17 protein-coding genes are annotated in these 16,564 nt (G+C 61.9%); 10 read left to right on the top strand and 7 right to left on the bottom strand.

Annotation, left to right across the window (positions count from 1 at the left end; translation table 11 throughout):
* Window positions 1-3: 3 nt before the first annotated feature.
* Window positions 4-450: a GtrA family protein gene (locus tag ATN38_RS23885; protein ID WP_003942705.1), complete on the bottom strand. Its 447-nt coding sequence runs from the start codon at window positions 448-450 to the stop codon at window positions 4-6.
* Window positions 447-2,645 (bottom strand): hypothetical protein, encoded by a 2,199-nt coding sequence (locus ATN38_RS23880; RefSeq protein ID WP_218748789.1) that lies wholly within the window; start codon window positions 2,643-2,645, stop codon window positions 447-449. The genes ATN38_RS23885 and ATN38_RS23880 overlap by 4 nt, the downstream gene beginning before the upstream one ends.
* Before the next feature lie 172 nt (window positions 2,646-2,817).
* Here ATN38_RS23880 and ATN38_RS23875 point away from each other — a divergent pair, with 172 nt between their 5' ends.
* Complete coding sequence (locus tag ATN38_RS23875) at window positions 2,818-3,804, top strand: glycosyltransferase (RefSeq protein WP_003942691.1); 987 nt, start codon at window positions 2,818-2,820, stop codon at window positions 3,802-3,804.
* Window positions 3,794-4,936: a dTDP-4-amino-4,6-dideoxygalactose transaminase gene (rffA, locus tag ATN38_RS23870; RefSeq protein WP_003942806.1), complete on the top strand. Its 1,143-nt coding sequence runs from the start codon at window positions 3,794-3,796 to the stop codon at window positions 4,934-4,936. Before ATN38_RS23875 ends, rffA begins: the two co-directional genes overlap by 11 nt.
* A gap of 27 nt (window positions 4,937-4,963) precedes the next feature.
* On the opposite strand, the gene ATN38_RS23865 is transcribed toward rffA, so the two are convergent.
* Window positions 4,964-5,950, bottom strand: a complete 987-nt coding sequence (locus tag ATN38_RS23865; protein ID WP_007729299.1) for a serine hydrolase — start codon at window positions 5,948-5,950, stop codon at window positions 4,964-4,966.
* A 75-nt stretch (window positions 5,951-6,025) separates the two neighbouring features.
* On the opposite strand from ATN38_RS23865, the gene ATN38_RS23860 reads away from it, so the two are divergent.
* The 6 genes from ATN38_RS23860 (at window position 6,026) to ATN38_RS23835 (ending at window position 11,721) form a co-directional block, all read left to right on the top strand.
* Window positions 6,026-8,365 carry a Tex family protein gene (locus tag ATN38_RS23860; RefSeq protein WP_003942690.1) on the top strand — a complete coding sequence of 780 codons (2,340 nt, stop codon included), beginning with the start codon at window positions 6,026-6,028 and terminating at the stop codon, window positions 8,363-8,365.
* Window positions 8,366-8,469: 104 nt separating this feature from the next.
* Window positions 8,470-9,357 carry a hypothetical protein gene (locus tag ATN38_RS23855; protein WP_003942742.1) on the top strand — a complete coding sequence of 296 codons (888 nt, stop codon included), beginning with the start codon at window positions 8,470-8,472 and terminating at the stop codon, window positions 9,355-9,357.
* Between the two features lie 89 nt (window positions 9,358-9,446).
* The gene (gene rplS, locus ATN38_RS23850) at window positions 9,447-9,788 is read left to right on the top strand and encodes a 50S ribosomal protein L19 (RefSeq protein WP_003942791.1); all 342 of its coding nucleotides are present in this window, start codon (window positions 9,447-9,449) and stop codon (window positions 9,786-9,788) included.
* Between the two features lie 55 nt (window positions 9,789-9,843).
* Complete coding sequence (gene lepB, locus ATN38_RS23845) at window positions 9,844-10,647, top strand: signal peptidase I (RefSeq protein ID WP_172403453.1); 804 nt, start codon at window positions 9,844-9,846, stop codon at window positions 10,645-10,647.
* A 50-nt stretch (window positions 10,648-10,697) separates the two neighbouring features.
* Window positions 10,698-11,378, top strand: coding sequence for a ribonuclease HII (locus ATN38_RS23840; protein WP_218748784.1), 681 nt, complete (start codon window positions 10,698-10,700; stop codon window positions 11,376-11,378).
* Window positions 11,379-11,415: 37 nt separating this feature from the next.
* Window positions 11,416-11,721 carry a DUF2469 domain-containing protein gene (locus ATN38_RS23835; RefSeq protein WP_003942715.1) on the top strand — a complete coding sequence of 102 codons (306 nt, stop codon included), beginning with the start codon at window positions 11,416-11,418 and terminating at the stop codon, window positions 11,719-11,721.
* Window positions 11,722-11,805: 84 nt separating this feature from the next.
* Here ATN38_RS23835 and ATN38_RS23830 read toward each other — a convergent pair whose 3' ends face one another.
* The 3 genes from ATN38_RS23830 to ATN38_RS23820 form a co-directional block, all read right to left on the bottom strand.
* On the bottom strand, window positions 11,806-12,987 hold the full coding sequence (locus tag ATN38_RS23830; RefSeq protein WP_007734861.1) for an RtcB family protein: 1,182 nt from the start codon (window positions 12,985-12,987) through the stop codon (window positions 11,806-11,808).
* Window positions 12,988-13,084: 97 nt separating this feature from the next.
* Window positions 13,085-13,303: a hypothetical protein gene (locus ATN38_RS23825; protein ID WP_003942716.1), complete on the bottom strand. Its 219-nt coding sequence runs from the start codon at window positions 13,301-13,303 to the stop codon at window positions 13,085-13,087.
* Window positions 13,304-13,384: 81 nt separating this feature from the next.
* Complete coding sequence (locus ATN38_RS23820; protein WP_256932129.1) at window positions 13,385-14,392, bottom strand: iron-siderophore ABC transporter substrate-binding protein; 1,008 nt, start codon at window positions 14,390-14,392, stop codon at window positions 13,385-13,387.
* A 144-nt stretch (window positions 14,393-14,536) separates the two neighbouring features.
* On the opposite strand from ATN38_RS23820, the gene ATN38_RS23815 reads away from it, so the two are divergent.
* A complete protein-coding gene (locus ATN38_RS23815) occupies window positions 14,537-15,343 on the top strand; it encodes an AraC family transcriptional regulator (protein ID WP_007734863.1) in 807 nt (268 codons plus the stop codon).
* 114 nt (window positions 15,344-15,457) lie between these two features.
* Here ATN38_RS23815 and ATN38_RS23810 read toward each other — a convergent pair whose 3' ends face one another.
* Complete coding sequence (locus tag ATN38_RS23810) at window positions 15,458-16,192, bottom strand: hypothetical protein (protein WP_007734864.1); 735 nt, start codon at window positions 16,190-16,192, stop codon at window positions 15,458-15,460.
* 266 nt (window positions 16,193-16,458) lie between these two features.
* Between ATN38_RS23810 and ATN38_RS23805 the strand changes: the two genes are divergently transcribed.
* A partial coding sequence (locus ATN38_RS23805) for a YraN family protein (RefSeq protein ID WP_256931518.1) occupies window positions 16,459-16,564 on the top strand: 106 nt, incomplete at its 3' end.

Genomic DNA, 16,564 nt, shown 5'->3' with positions numbered 1-16,564 from the left:
AGGTCAGTGCCGTTCGGCAGGTTTGCGGCGGAACGAGAAGTATCGATGACCGAAGAAGCTCACACCGGCAACGATCAACATGACAACCGCCTGGGCGGGAAGCGGCGGGGCATGCAGAATCGACACCGCGATTGTTCCGAGTATCAGATTCAGCACCAGGCCACCGGAATTGACGACGATGAACGCTCCCAGGTCGCGTGCCACATGTCCGCGGACGCGGAAAACGAGAGTCCGATGCAGAACGAAAGCGATGAGGACGCTGATGGAGTACGCGCCGATCACAGCCACTTGATACAGATCCTTGTTGTCGAGGATCAGTGACCAGACCACGAAGAGCACGTATCCGATCGCCGTATTGGCCACTCCGACAATGGCAAATGCGATGGGTTGATGCTTGACCACCCGAAGCAGTGGGCCGGGGTTCTCGGGTGATGCGATGTCTTCGGTCATGAAGACTCGGTTTTCACGGTGTTGATCCCGTCCTTGCGTCGGGTCCGCAGATACATCCACTCGAGCACGCCGAGTCCGAGGACTCCGGCGACCATCGAAGCGCCGCCGACCTTCCATCCCGGGGGACGCCACGTCAGGACAAGTTCCGCGTCTTTCGTACCGGCTGGAACGTCCACGGTGACAAAGGACTTCGCGACGACGTCGATCGGGACAGGCTGACCGTCGATGCTCGCCCGATATCCGGGCCAGCCGAGCCGTGCGAACACAACCTTGCCGCCGGTCTCCGAACTGACACGAAGGGTGCTCGACATGTTCGATTCCGCGATCGACGTAGCCTCGACGCCGTGGGCGTCGGCGATGCGTCCGTTGCGTGTCGAGACGGGGCCGTCGACGCGTTCGAGTACCGAGATGTAGTTCTCGTGTCCGGGGTAGTCGACCCATTTCCATCCGTCGGGAGCCGGGTTCTTGCGTGCATCGGGGTAGAGAGCGTTCTGAAGTACGACGCGGTCCACGTTCATCAGGTCGACGATGGTGCGGCCGGTGGTGGGTTCGACGGTGAATGCGCGCCGAAAGGCGTCGGGGCAGACGCTCATGTCCCAGCGCATGCAGAGCAGATCACCGAAGTAGAAGTGCCCGTTGGGAGTGTAGCCGCTGGTGTAGGTCAGTTCGAGGTCTTTGGGGTAGTTGCCGAAAGCCAGGGAACCGTACGCTCCGTCGAGGGTTTTGTCCCCGGGGGCGATGAGTGCACGGTCGCCCAGTTGCAGTGTCGTGCCTTCGAAGTCGGGGAAGGCCTCTTTCATCTCCGAGCGGGATTCGGGCAGGTTCCAGCTCATCGGGGTTGGTTGCGCGGCCCGAACCTGGGCGTAGGCGATGGGGGAGACCGCGACGATCGCTACGAGGCATGCGAAAGCGGTGCCTTTGGTACGGCCGAGCCAGATCATCGCGGCGCCGAGTGCGGCAACGAGCAGGGCTGAGATCACATGCCATTTCGCGAGCCCGGGAGCTGCCGAGGCTGACCGAATCAGAAGCAGGCCCACGAGGATTCCCGCTGCAACGCAGCGCCCGCGCAACTTGTCGGTCGTGGCGTAACGCCCGAGCAGGATGCACACCAGAAGCAGGAGTCCGATGGCCACCATCGGAAGCACGCGAGCGGGCCACCGCAGTGGGCCGATCGTGCTCGGCCCGGCAGTCCACATGAGGACAGCGACCGTGAAGATCCCGACGGCGGTCAATTCGCGTGCCGCGGCGCGTGCCTTGCCCCAGTCGATGAATGCCAGGGCGGGTATGAGGAACCAGGCGATGTAGACCATGGGCATGGTCTGGATGTATCCCCACCACGAGGTGAACGCGGGCATCGTGCTCGGCAGGCTCGCGTTCAGCGATTCCGACCACGGGACGGCGAGGAATGCATCGTTCTTGACTTCGGATGCACCGCGCCAGGTGACGTCCGCGGTGAGCAGGCTCGGCAGATACGTCGCGAGACCGGCCAGAGCGGCACACGCGGACACCGCCAGAAGCCGCAGTGACGGCAGCCAACGCCGCTGATAGACAACTTCGCCGATTGCGACCGCGCCGATCATCAAGCCGGATTCGACTGCGGGGAAAACATATTGGACCGACATCGCGAGATACAAGAACACGAAGGTCGGGATCGGACCGCTCTTACCTCGGGCGTAGCGGATTGCCGACGCCCACGCCTGAACCATCCAGGCAGTGCCGGTGAAGGCAGTCATCCAACTGGCCGAGTCGAAGAACAGCAGGAAACCGGTGAACGGAATCGAGACGCCGGCGACGGCAGCCCACGTGGGCTTCGAGCCGTACTCGAGGCAGATCCGATAGACGCCGAGTGCAAGGATGATCGCGAAGATCAACTTCACGATCGTCGCGTACAACGCCAGGTTGTCGAAGGACGGTGCGATCAGGTCGATCAGGAGTTGCGGTGGATTGAGAAGGCCTGCTTCCTCGATCGCGTAGTTGCCCGCCATCCAGTTCTCGGGGACGAGCACCGGGAGGTGTCCTTCTCGCAGACTGCGGCCGAGCATGACCCACAGCGGCGCGTATTGGGACTCGGTGTCGTCGGTGTAGAAGTGACGAGCATTCGCGAGCACCACGGCCAGATAACCGGCGATGACACCGATCGCCGTGACGGCAGCCCACTTGTACACGTCTGCCCGGGCGAGAGTGCGAGTTTCCACCACGAGTTCCAGACCTTAACAGGGCAGGTGGGGCGTACGGAGACGCGAGCGCGTCACGCGCCGCCGGCATCCGAAGTCAAGACATCTCTGCGTGTTAAAGTTCGCGACGGTGTGGGCCCGATCGTGCCTGTCTCTCGGCGCCAGTCGAGCCCCCTGAAGGGAGTGGAAGCGAGTGCACTCGATTTCCGTCGTAGTGCCCGTTTATCAGGGCGAAAAGACGATCACGGCGCTCGTCGAGGAGTTGGACGGCCTGGGCACACCGAGTGCGACGCCCGGTGGTGCGCAGTTCTCCGTCGACGAGATCGTGCTGGTTCACGACAACGGCCCGGACCGCTCCGACGTCGTGTTACTCGAATTGGAGCGCCGTTTCGAGCAGGTGCGTGTCGTGTGGCTCAGCCGCAACTACGGCCAGGACGCGGCGACCATCGCCGGCATGGCCGCTGCAACTGGACAGTGGATCGTGACGATGGACGAGGACGGCCAGCACGACCCGGTGCACATCGGGGCTTTCCTCGACACCGCGCTGACGGAGCGATCCGATCTCGTGTATTCCAAACCCACGAACACACGCCCGCACGGATTCTTGCGGAACCTGACCTCGCGCGGCGCAAAGATCGTCTTGGCGACGGTATTCGCGTTCCCTGATTCGACGAGATTCGAAAGTTATCGCCTGATCCGCGGTGACATCGGCCGACAGTTGGCCGGCGTCGCGGCCAACGGCGTGTATCTGGACGTTGCGCTGACGTGGGTTGTCGGTAACACGGCCACGGCGCCGGTGACACTTCGAGCCGAAGGCCGCGAAGAATCCGGGTACAACTACCGCCGTTTGTTCTCGTTGTTCTGGAAGATGGTGTTGTGTAGCGGAACACGCGGTCTGCGGCTGGTCAGCCTGCTCGGAGTCACCCTGGCGTCGGCCGGCGTGATCATGGCCGCGGTGATCTTCATCGGGGCCATGACCGGCGACAACAATGATCCCGAAGGATGGGCGTCGATCATCATGGCGCTGCTGGTCTGTTCGGGTGCGATTCTGTTCTCGCTCGGGCTCATTGCCGAATATCTCGGTGTGGCACTGCACGTCCTTGTCGGAAAGCCGCTGTATCTGACTGTCGACTCCCCGCGGCCCGGAACCTCGATCGATCGGCGTAGTCGTGAGCACTGATCGCATCATCTTCTCCCGCCCCTATCGGGCATCGAACGAATTGTCGAATCTGGCAACGGTTCTGGAGTCCGACCACATTCACGGTGACGGACGTTTCACCAAGTCCGCGACTGCAGCGCTCAAGGCGATCACCGGATCCACGCATGCTCTGCTGACCACCTCGTGCACGCATGCACTCGAATTGGGTGCGCTGCTGCTCGAATTGGGCCCGGGCGACGAGGTAATAGTTCCGAGCTTCGCGTTCAGTTCGGCGGCGACCGCCGTCGCGTTGCGCGGGGCCACTGTTGTTTTCGTCGACATCGATCCGAGTACCGGCAACATCGACCCGGCGTGCGTCGCGGCGGCGATCACCGAACGCACCAAAGCTGTACTGGTCATGCATTACGGCGGAGTCGCCGCGGACATGGAACCTCTCCTCGACCTCGCGGAACTCCACGGCGTTGCGTTGATCGAAGACAACGCTCACGGACTCGGCGGAAAGTGGCGCGGGCGCTCGCTCGGCACCATCGGAACTATCGGAACGCAGAGTTTTCACGACACCAAGAACGTTCACTGCGGTGAGGGCGGCGCGCTGTTGCTCTCCGACGATCAGTTGATGACTCGCGCCGAAATCATCCGTGAGAAGGGGACCGACCGTGCGCGTTTCCTGCGCGGGCAGGTCGACAAGTATTCGTGGCAGGACATCGGGTCGAGTTATCTGCCCAGTGAACTCAATGCCGCCGTCCTCGACGCACAACTCTCCGAGTTCGACGCGATTCAGGCGGCCAGGCATCGCGTCTGGGATGCCTACAGCGTGAGTCTGGGCGAGTGGGCGGCCGCGAACGGTGTCGTGCCCATGGCGGTGCCCGATGATCGCGAGCACACTGCGCACCTGTTCTATCTCAAGATGCCGACCGAAGAGAGCCGTGACGGCTTGATTCGGCACCTTGCCGGTGACGGAATCGTGGCGCCGTTCCACTACGTTCCGCTCGATACGAGTGCGGCCGGTGTGCGCTACGGACGAACACCGCAGCCGTGCGTGCGTAGTGCCGAGTTCTCCGCGTCGATCCTTCGACTGCCGCTGTGGCCCATGCTCACGTTCGAACAACAGGACCGTGTCATCGGTTCGGTGCTCGAGTACAAGCAGGCTTGAGGACGAACACGACCGCGTTGGATCGAATCAGGGCCCGGAAGCTTCGGGCATCGCCGAATCCGCGGTCGTGGATGCCGCTGCCCAGTCGTCGATGCTTCCGCTCGGGAAGAGAATCTGCGTGACGCCGGTGACCGTGTCGCGAGCGTGCAATGCACTTTCGTCGTCGACGGCATCGGTGAACGAGGTGTCGGGATAGAAGCTGTCCTCGTCCGTGTACTGGACGTCTTCTCGCGAACCGATCGCGATGATGTATCGGTTGTCGTCACCGACGATGCCGGTGGACAGATGGATCCACTTGTCCTCGACACAGCACATCCAGCCCTGTTTGACTCCTATGACGGGCTCGCCGAACAAGGCCTCGGGCAGGCCGAATCTCTGGTCGTAACCGTCGGTTCCTTCGGGAGTGGATTGCCGCAGGTACTCGACGAACTGCTCGACCCGTTCAGGTCCGAGTTGATCGGAGTCGTCGAGGACACCGCTGTAGAAGGTGACCAGGTCACGTGTCGTGGTCTCGGTGTTCCACCACATTCCGTCCCAGGGCGGCGTCGTCGCGGTCAGTGCGTAACGCTCGGCGACGCGGGTGATCACCTCTTGGCCGCCGACCTCGTCCCACAGGAGGTTGGCTGCGGTGTCGTCGGAGGATTCGAGCATCGCCGCCATGAGGGTGCGATCGTCGTCCGTGATGGGTCGCTCACCGCGCGCATCCTGATGAAGTAGATCCTCGGCGATGAAAAGTTTTGCCACCGAGGCTGTTTCGATCTGCTGGTCACCGGCGACGTCGAGGTACTTGTCCGAGGAGCGGTCGAGGATGGCGATGGAGACGTCCGCACCACGCCCGAGCGCAGCCACCTGAGCCTGTCCCAGACGGCCGTCGAGGGTCTCGGCTACCGGAACATTGGTGTCGGGAAAGGCGGGGGTCTGCATCGGATCATCCGGGTTCTGCCCACCGCTGCACGAAGCCGCAAAAGTAACTGCGGCCACCATTGCGGCAATCCGGACGTACCGCGTACTCATTTGTTTCCCCCGGTAGCCCTGACACGGCACTGTTGCCGATCTTCTTGTCTCAGGATAGCGGTAGGGTCGGATCTCGTGATTCTCAAGACCGTGAACCAGCGCATTGCCGAGGAACTCGACGTCCGCGAAGGCCAGGTTGCAGCAGCAGTCGACCTTCTCGACGGCGGAGCCACGGTGCCCTTCATCGCCCGGTACCGCAAGGAAGTCACCGGCACGCTCGACGACGCCCAGCTGCGACTCCTGGACGAGCGGCTGCGGTATCTCCGCGAGCTCGACGACCGTCGTGACGCCGTGCTCACGGAGATCGACTCTCAGGGCAAACTCGACGATCAACTGCGCGGTCAGATCATGCTGGCCGAGACGAAAGCGCGGCTGGAGGACATCTACCTCCCCTTCAAGCCGAAGCGGCGCACCAAGGCGCAGATCGCCCGCGAGGCCGGCCACGAGCCCGTCGCCGATGCTCTCATCGGAGATCCCACCACCGATCCCGCGCAGTATTCGGACGAGCAACTCGACGGTGCCCGGTCGATCCTCGTCGAGCGCTTCGCCGAGGACGCCGATCTGGTCGGTGAATTGCGTGAGCTGATGTGGAATCGCGGCCAGGTCGTCTCCTCGGTCCGCAAGGGCAAGGAAACCGATGGCTCGAAGTTTGCTGACTACTTCGAGTTCTCGGAACCGTTCTCCAAATTGCCCTCGCACCGCATCCTCGCCGTCCTGCGCGGCGAGAAGGAAGAAGTGCTGTCGCTCAACATGGCGGCAGACACCGAAGAACTCGCGCCGGGGGAGCGCACGGTCTACGAAGGCCGCATCGCGTCGCGGTTCGAGATCGCCGACCGTGGTCGGGCCGCCGACGGGTGGCTTCTCGACACCGTCAAGTGGGCGTGGAAGACGAAGTTCGCCGTCACGCTCGGTATCGACACTCGGATGCGTCTGCGGCAGTCGGCCGAAAAGGACGCCGTCGACGTCTTCGCCACCAACCTCAAGGATCTACTCCTCGCAGCTCCCGCCGGCGCCCGACCCACCATGGGACTCGACCCCGGATTCCGCACCGGAACGAAGGTTGCCGTCGTCGACGGAACCGGCAAAGTTGTTGCCTACGAGACGATTTACCCGCACCAGCCGCAGAACAAGTGGGACGCGGCTCTCGCGACGCTTGCCGGACTGGTCGCCGAACACGGCGTCGAACTGATCGCCATCGGCAACGGCACGGCCTCACGCGAGACCGACACGCTCGCTACCGAACTGATCAAGAAGACCGGCGCGCCCAACCTGACCAAGATCGTCGTCTCCGAGGCAGGCGCATCGGTGTACTCGGCTTCGGCCTACGCGTCGCAGGAACTTCCCGACCTCGACGTCTCGATTCGCGGTGCGGTGTCCATTGCGCGTCGCTTGCAGGATCCGTTGGCGGAGTTGGTCAAGATCGATCCCAAGTCCATCGGCGTCGGTCAGTACCAGCACGACATCACCGAATCGCTGCTCTCGCGTTCCCTCGACGCCGTCGTCGAGGATGCCGTCAACTCGGTCGGCGTCGACGTCAACACCGCGTCCGTGCCGCTGCTTGCTCGGGTGTCCGGAATTGCAGGATCCCTTGCAGAGAGCATCGTCGCGCATCGGGACCAGAACGGTCCGTTCAAATCCCGCAAGGGTCTCAAGGATGTCTCCCGACTGGGACCCAAGGCATTCGAGCAGTGCGCAGGCTTCCTGCGGATCACCGACGGCGACGACCCTCTCGACGCGTCGAGCGTCCACCCGGAGGCATATCCGGTGGTTCGCAAGATCGTCGCGAGTGCAGGCGGGGACGTGCGCACCGTGATCGGAAACTCGCAGGCACTTCGATCGGTCAAGGCGTCCGACTACGTCGACGAGCGATTTGGTCTACCGACCGTCACCGACATCATCTCCGAGTTGGAGAAGCCGGGACGAGATCCACGACCCGAATTCAAGACCGCGACTTTTGCCGCAGGTATCGAGAAGGTCGCGCATCTCAAGCCCGGCATGACCCTCGAAGGCGTGGTCACCAACGTCGCAGCCTTCGGTGCCTTCGTCGACATCGGAGTTCATCAGGACGGTCTGGTTCACGTCTCGGCGATGTCGCACAACTTCGTCAAGGACCCACGCGAGGTCGTCAAGTCAGGTGACGTCGTCAAGGTGAAGGTCCTCGAAGTGGACGAGGCACGCCAACGCATCGGGCTGACGCTTCGTCTCGACGACGAGGTGGGAGCGCCCCGCAAGTCCGAAGGCCAGCGAGGTGGGCAACCTCAGCGGCAGGGCCAGCCGCAGGGCCAGCGTCAGGGGCAGGGTCAGCAACGAGGAAATGGCGGACGCCAGGGCGGACGCGAGCAGCGACCGGACAACCGCGCGCCTGCTGCCGGGTCGATGGCCGACGCTCTGCGCAAGGCGGGCTTCGGCAAGTAAATCCGTCCGCCGGGTTTTCGAAGTCCGTATCGTCACAATCGAGTCGGTTGGCGGTATGAATCCGATCAGGGTCGGATCATGAATTCGGTGAAGGGAGGACAGTGATGCGGGAGTGGCTCGAGCGCGAGATCATCGCCCATGGCCGATTGCCGTTGCTGTTCTTCCTGCTCGGGTTCCTGTCCGCCTTCCTTTTCATCCGCCTCAGCGTCCGGATGATTCGCGCGCAAGTGAAATGGTGGCCGGGCAACATCGCGCCCGGAGGCCAGCATGTGCATCACGTCGTGTTCGGTGTGATCGCCATGATGATCTCCGGTGGTGCGTTGATCGCGGTCTACGTCGATGGTTCGCAGACCACCGGTGCCGTCCTGGCGGCGATCTTCGGTATGGGTGCTGCGTTGGTGCTCGACGAGTTCGCACTGATCTTCTATCTGAAGGATGTGTACTGGTCCGAACAAGGTCGGACCTCGGTGGATGCGGTCTTCGTCGCGATCGCCGTGACCGGCCTGGTGCTGCTGGGTTTCCGCCCGCTCGAACTTCTCGACGTCGCCGGATTCCGTGAAGAACGCGATCCGTGGATCAAGTTGGTCTTCGTTTTCGTCGCGTTGATCAACTTCGCCTTGGCAGCCATCGTGATTCTCAAGGGGAAGATCTGGACGGGGCTCGTCGGTCTGTTCGTTTTCCCGTTGCTGGTAATCGGAGCGGTCCGCCTGAGCCGGCCGGGTGCACCGTGGGCTCGCTGGCGGTACACGCGCAAGCCGAAACGGATGAACCGCGCGCTCGAACGCGAACGGAAATGGCGTCGGCCCGTCATCCGGGCCAAGATCTACGTCCAGGATCTGATAGCCGGATCGCCGAGCGTCGAACATGCGATGACCGCGGCCGAGCAGGAACTGGACCACACCATCCACGCAGCTCCGCCGCCACCGATTTCCCCGCTGGTATCCGCGTCTGGCACAATGGACGGGTTGCCTGGACCAGGCAGCAGCACTTGATCTGGGCACGAACCAGACGAGCGCCGTTTCGGGAGACCGAAACGCGTGCCGCTCGGTTCCTCTGCTCCTGCGAAATACAAGGATGACATATGAACACCCTGGACTTCCTGGACAAAAAGTCGCTCCGCGACGACATCCCCGAGTTCCGTCCCGGCGACACGCTCAACGTGAACGTCAAGGTTATCGAAGGCTCCAAGGAGCGCGTGCAGGTCTTCAAGGGCGTCGTTATTCGTCGCCAGGGCGGCGGCGTTCGCGAGACCTTCACCGTCCGTAAGGTCTCCTTCGGCGTCGGCGTCGAGCGCACCTTCCCGGTTCACAGCCCCACGCTGGCCTCCATCGAGGTTCTGACCCGCGGTGACGTCCGTCGCGCCAAGCTGTACTACCTCCGTGAGCTTCGTGGCAAGAAGGCGAAGATCAAGGAAAAGCGCTGATCTTTCCGATGAGCCCGGCACCGCGTACGCGCGGTGTCGGGCTAATCTGGTTTCTGTGGCAGATTCTTCGAAGGAGCAGGCATTGTCGTCCGGACCCGAGAATCACGAGGGATCAAGCGGTTCCGCGGAACCGACCTCACATCGGCCGCAGAAGAAACAGCGATCGTTTCTGCGAGAACTCCCTGTTCTGATCGGCGTAGCGCTGGTACTCAGCATCGTCCTTCAGGCATTTGTCTTCAGAGTTTTTCTCATCCCATCCGAGTCGATGGAACCGACACTGCACGGCTGTGCGGGATGTACCGGTGACCGCATCGTGGTGGAGAAGATCGGATACCGCTTCGGCGATCCGGAACCCGGCGACGTCGTCGTCTTCAAGGGACCCGATTCGTGGAACACGAAATATGTGTCCAATCGGTCCGACAACGTTGTCGTCCGCGGCATTCAAGAGGTCGGTTCGTGGGTCGGCCTCGTTCCGCCGGACGAGAACGACTTGGTCAAGCGAGTGATCGCTACCGGCGGCCAGACCGTCGAATGCTGCGACGAGCAGGGCCGAGTCCTGGTCGACGGCAAGCCGCTCGACGAGCCGTACATCAAGATGGATTTCCCGTTCACTCCGGGAACGCAAACGTGTGACACCGAATTGAAGTCGGGCCGCTGCTTCGGACCGATCACCGTTCCCGAGGGCCACGTGTGGGTCATGGGTGACAACCGCAGCAATTCCGCTGACTCGCGCTACCACGTCGACGACGAGTTCCAGGGAACCGTCCCGATCGACAACATCATCGGTCAAGCTCGTTTCATCGTTCTTCCCCCGTCGCGAATGGGCGGCATCGATGCGCCTGATATTCAGGGCAACTGAGTTGTCGGACCGCACACATGGATTCGCGTAGTTCCGAGTAGGCAGAGACAGTGAGTAGTTGGCCCCCTCGCGTTGTCATTCGCAGATCGGCAGGTCTGCGGACGATGGAGTCTGCGTTGGCGCGAACCGGACTCGGTCCGGTGGCCGGCGTCGACGAGGCCGGGCGCGGAGCGTGCGCTGGTCCACTTGTCATTGCAGCGTGTGTCCTGGCGCCGAAACCGCAAGCAGCCCTCGCGCGGCTCGACGATTCGAAGAAGCTGACCGAACGTGCGCGCGAGGAGCTTTTCCCGGCGATCAAGCGCTTGGCGTTGGCGTGGAGTGTCATCTCTGTTCCCGCTGCGGAAGTCGATCAGATCGGCATCCACGTCGCCAACATCGAGGGGATGCGACGAGCAGTTGCGGGCCTCGACCTCGAACCGGGCTACGTTCTCACCGACGGATTCCGGGTTCCGGGTCTGACGGCTCCGTCGCTACCGGTCATCGGCGGTGACGGCGCCGCTGCATGCATCGCCGCGGCGAGCGTTCTCGCGAAGGTGACCCGAGATCGTGTGATGACCGAGATGGACGACACTCATCCGGGATACGGCTTCGCGATTCACAAGGGATACAGCACGCCACTGCACATGGACGCACTCGACGAGCTGGGGCCGTGCCCTGAGCACCGCGTGACCTATGCCAACGTGGTGGCTGCGGGAGTCCGGTTGGAACAACGCGCGGGCCGTACGGGATGATGGACGTTCAGACGAACTGGGAGGACTGGCTAAACCGATGAGTGCCGAGGATCTCGAGAAGTACGAAACCGAGATGGAGCTGTCGCTCTACCGTGAATACCGGGACATCGTCGGACAGTTCTCCTACGTCGTGGAGACCGAACGACGTTTCTACCTGGCCAACACGGTCGAGTTGCTGCCCCACAATTCAGACGGGGAGATCTACTTCGAGCTGCGGATGTCCGACGCCTGGGTGTGGGACATGTACCGCCCGGCGCGATTCGTGAAATACGTACGCGTCGTGACCTTCAAGGACGTCAACATCGAAGAGCTGGACAAGCCGGATCTGCGCCTTCCTGACTGATCTGCGCTTGCCGGACTGATCTCGACAACGAAGTGCCCCGCCGATATCGGCGGGGCACTTCGTATTTCGCGGAGTTGTGCGGGGTCAGTTGCCCTTGACGTTCACAATCTGACGCAGCGTGTGTCGAATCTCGACCAAGTCCTTCGCGTCGTCCATCACGACGTCGATGTCCTTGTACGCACCCGGGATCTCGTCGAGGAACGCCGCGGAACGCTTGTATTCGATGCCGACCATTGCCTTGTCGAGATCTTCGATGGTGAAGGTCTTGCGTGCCTGGTTACGTCCGTACACCCGACCCGCGCCGTGGGGGCTGGACTTGAACGACGGTACGTTTCCCTTCCCGACGACGACGTAACTCGCCGTCCCCATCGAACCGGGGATGAGCCCGGGCGTGCCCTCGTCTGCCTTGATCGCACCCTTACGGCTCAGCCACACACCCCTGCCCATGTGGAACTCCTTCTGGGTGAAGTTGTGGTGGCAGTTGATCCGCTCGACTTCGTCGATGATCGCGGGTTTGCCGTCTCCCATGAAGTGCGCGAAGTCCTTCACGACGCGGTCCATCATCTCTTCGCGGTTGAGCAGAGCGAAGTGCTGAGCCCAGTTGAGATCGGTGATGTACGAGTCGAATTCGGGCGTCTTCTCGACCAGGTAGGCAAGATCCGGATCGGGAAGGTTGATGTACCACCGCTCGCACAAGTCCTTGGCGATCTTGATGTGATGCTGCGCGAGCTTGTTTCCGATACCGCGGCTTCCCGAGTGCAGGAACAGCCAGACGCCGTCGCTCTCGTCGAGCGTCACCTCGATGAAGTGGTTACCAGAGCCCAGCGTTCCGAGCTGAAACCTCCAGTCGTTCTTGAACTTGTCGTAGAAGGACAGGCGATCGCCCGCCATCGCCTCGAGTTCTGCGATGCGGATTTTCGCCGTGTCGCTCAGCGTCTTGTTGTAGACACCTGCCGAGAGCGGGACGGAGCGTTCGATGCTGTGGCGAAGTACGGTCAGGTCGCGGCCTTGAAGGTCGCGTGCGCTGAACTGGGTTTTGACCGCGATCATTCCGCAGCCGATATCGACTCCGACGGCGGCGGGCATGATTGCGCCTTCCGTCGGAATGACCGAACCCACCGTCGCTCCCGCACCGAGGTGCGCATCCGGCATAAGCGCCAGATGTGGACGGACAAAAGGCATCTGGGACGTACGCAGCGCTTGCTCGCGAGTGTTCTCGTCGAGTATCGATGCCCAGTTCCACAGCCTCTTGGTGATCTTCTCCATCAGAATTCTCCCACATAGTTCACAGCCGAACCGATCGGTCCGGTGTGTCGTGCAGGAATGACCATGCGCTCGGTCAGTGGTTGTGTGCAACCCCTTTTCAGGTTCGCAGGCCGTCTGCGAGTTCGTAGATTCGTCCGACGTACTTCTCCTGGAAGGCTTTTCGGGCAGCATCTGCTTGTTGCCGTGCGCCCATCTGGGAGTAGAGGTACTCGAGATGAACCAAACTCTCGCCGATGTCGACGCGTCGCTGGTCGAGAACCGTCAGCTCGTCGACCAGTCGAGCCAGATCTAACGCGGTGTCCGGTACCTCGTCCATGGTGATCCTCGATGTCCGTGAGTGCTTCCTGACCCCGAGGCTAACACTCTTCGAACATATTTTCGATACCCGCCCTGTAGTTTACTTCGACAACGTGGCTGTCAGTTGGTCGATGGCATACGGAATGCTCAGGACGGTATTGCCGGACATCGCCGCGCCGACGGGTGGATCTGCGGTGTACCGCACGACCATCGCATTTCCGCTCTTCACGGCGGGTAGTCGCTGGTAGAGCGTGTTGCCGGCGAGGGCCTTCTCTCCCCCCGGATCGGCCATCACGATCAAACGATCAACGGGTTCGAGGATGTCGTATCGCTCGTTCGGCATCCAGTCGCCGAACTGGTCGCCGACGAATGCGTCGACGGTCGCGGGGAGGGTGAACCCGAGTGACGAGAGGAAAATGCCGCGTGGGTCGTGCGACGAGAACACGTAGCCCTCGGGAGTGTCGAGGTTGACGATCGTTGCGGTTTGCCCGGCAAACTCCGGGTGTGCAGCGCGGGCGGCGGCAAACGCGTTTTCGGTATCCGTGATCAGTTGCTGAGCTTGTGGTCCTTTGCCGAGGGCGCGCCCGGCGGTGAGCGTCATGTCGGTCCACGGCGTTGTGTACGCGTCGTAGTCCTTGCTCTGCGCGACAGTCGGCGCAATCGAGGTCAGCTTCTTGTAGGTTTCCGTGTCGATGTCGGCGTACAGCGCGAGGATCAGATCTGGTGCGAGGGAGGCGATTTGCTCGAAGTTGAAGTCTCCGCCGCTGTTGATGTAGGTCGGAGTTTTCCCCTTCCAGTAATTCTTCGTCCACGGCCAGCTTTCATCCATGCCGGACCCCCACCATTCGGCCATGCCTACGGGTTCGACTCCCAAGGCGAGCAGTGGTTCGTGATCGGTGTATCCGAGTGTCACTACCCGCTGCGGTTCGGCATCGATTGTCGTCGAACCCTGTGCGTGCTCGATCGTCACGGGGAATGCGTCGTTGCTCTGGGTCGCTGATGCGGTGTCGACGCCTTGCGAGGTTCCACAGGCGGTCGAGAACCCGATGATCGCGGCCGTCGTGAATAAGGCGGCGAGGATTCGGGTGCTATGTGAGGGCACGTGCATGCTCCTTCGAAGTGGTGGGCGAAGTGATCTGAGGTCCGCGTGAAGTGCTGAGCTGGTCGCGTCAGCAATAAAGTGAGGCTAACCTTTGCAGGATCGTCGGTCCATCCTTCAGGATGGACTCGGATACGCCCAGAAAGACGCAAAATGTCCACTATCGAGTACTCGACTCGCCCAAAGTCCTTGCTAGCGCTGCCCGATAGTCGCGGACGGACATTCAAAGATTTTCAGGTCTACACCAACGTCGTCGAGGGCGTGACCGCGTACGGGGCTCACCGCCACCCGGAGCATCAGATCGCCTGGATGAGTGAAGGGACGATGCAGATTGCTGCCGGGGGCAACGTGTGGCACCTGCACAGCGAGCACTTGGTCTGGTTGCCGGGCACCGTTCTCCACGACATGACGCTTCTGTCGGCGGGATGCATGATCGCGGCCTATGCGCGTCCGGATCTACGCCCTGGCGGGCCCAGGTGGACTCAGCCACTGGTTCTCGAAGTCGATGCTCTGTCCGCTCAATTGCTGCGCCATCTCGCAGATCGGACCATCGACGATGCTCGGCGGTTGATGAGTCAGGAGTTGCTCTACGACATTCTTGCTGCCGCGCCCGAACGGCACGACGTCCTCGCGGTTCCTCGCAATGCTGCGGCGAGTTCGGTTTCTGCCCGCATCCTTGCCGATCCGGCAGACTCGCGAACATTAGGGGAGTGGGCGGGTGAACTCGGGGTCAGTTCCAAGACTTTGATGCGTGCCTTTGTCGCCGATACCGGGATTACCTTCGGACAGTGGAGGACTCGCGCCCGAATGTATGCGTCGCTCGAGATGCTCGCGCGGGGTGAGGGTGTCAACGACGTTGCCCCGCAGGTGGGTTACCGAACCAGTAGCGGGTTCATCGCCGCATTTCGGGAAACCTTCGGTACGACGCCGGCCCGGTACGGCGGAAAGCTGACGCGGTGATTTGCTGATGATTTCTTGAACTCGGTTGACGGCAAAGCTTTGTTCGGCAACGTAGAAATGGGCCGAGCTACCAGCATGTGCTGGTGGCTCGGCCCATTTCTAATTCGAACTGAGTCAGCTCATGTTGCCGAGCACATTGCCCAGGACACCGCTGATGACATTGGTCATCGACCCCTGCGGATCGGTGAGGGAACCGAATACCTGGCCCGATCCGGAGTTGAGTGAGCCGAAGCCCATGTCCTCGAGGCTTCCGGCGCCCGCCTCGACGGGGTTCGGCTGCCGGATGGTGACGCACACGCCCATCGGATTGATGTTCCAGTCGCCCGCCGCCAGCACAATGTTGGTGCCGGCGCCGCTGTCGAGCTGAGAGCCGACAACTGCGTTATCGGGAACCTTGTAGGTGGTCTCCAATGCGATGATGCCGCCACCAGCAGTGGTCCATCCGCCGCCCTTTGCCACCACGGAGTTGTTGCCGACGACGACGGTCTTGGTGACGTCGTCCCACTTCTGGTCGCCGATAAGCCATTTGACGTTCAGGCGAGCCTTGACCAGCTGGAATCCTGCCGGGTGGAAATCGCGGATCTGATTGACGAGTGCTCCCGAACCGGAAACCTTTGTCAGGTAGGTGACCGTCTGTCCCGGGGCGACCTTGCCGTCGCCGACAACCTCCTTGCTGACGGTGTACGGCGTCCCGAGGGAACCGGCCCAACTGTCGGTGACCGACTGGTTGAGCGCGCATGCCGGTGCTGCTTGCGCCACCGAGGCTCCAAGTCCAACAGTGACGCCGGCGGCGATGAGAACGAGGGATGTAGTGGTTGCTACTGCGTGGCGAAGTGAGCGGCGGGCCATGTAGAACTCCATTCAGCGGGGTGCGTGACGGTTTGAGCAAAACTGTAACTAGTTCTACTGGACTTTCGTCCAAGATGTGGCTGATTTCAGAAAATTGTCAGGTTTCGGGTCGCCGTTGGTGTGTCGCGCTGCCGAATTCCACAGGTTCCGAGTTGTGAACAGGTTGTTTTCGGATGGCTTGGTTTTGTGGTGGTGGGTCGAGGGTGGTGGTTGGGACGCGTTTCGTATGGGGCGGGCGCGCGGTCGTGTGAGTGGTGGGGGCTGTGATGGCGAGGAATATGGCGTTGGGGGCTCGGGGCGAGGATGTGGCTGTCGAGTTCCTGGTCGATGCGGGTTTGGAGATTGTCGAGCGGAATTGGCGTTGTCGGTACG

Source organism: Rhodococcus sp. FH8 (genome assembly GCF_019266085.1).
Taxonomy (GTDB): Bacteria; Actinomycetota; Actinomycetes; order Mycobacteriales; family Mycobacteriaceae; genus Rhodococcus_F; species Rhodococcus_F qingshengii.
The sequence above is the reverse complement of the archived record's forward strand: the minus strand, read 5'-3'. Positions and strand labels throughout refer to the sequence as shown.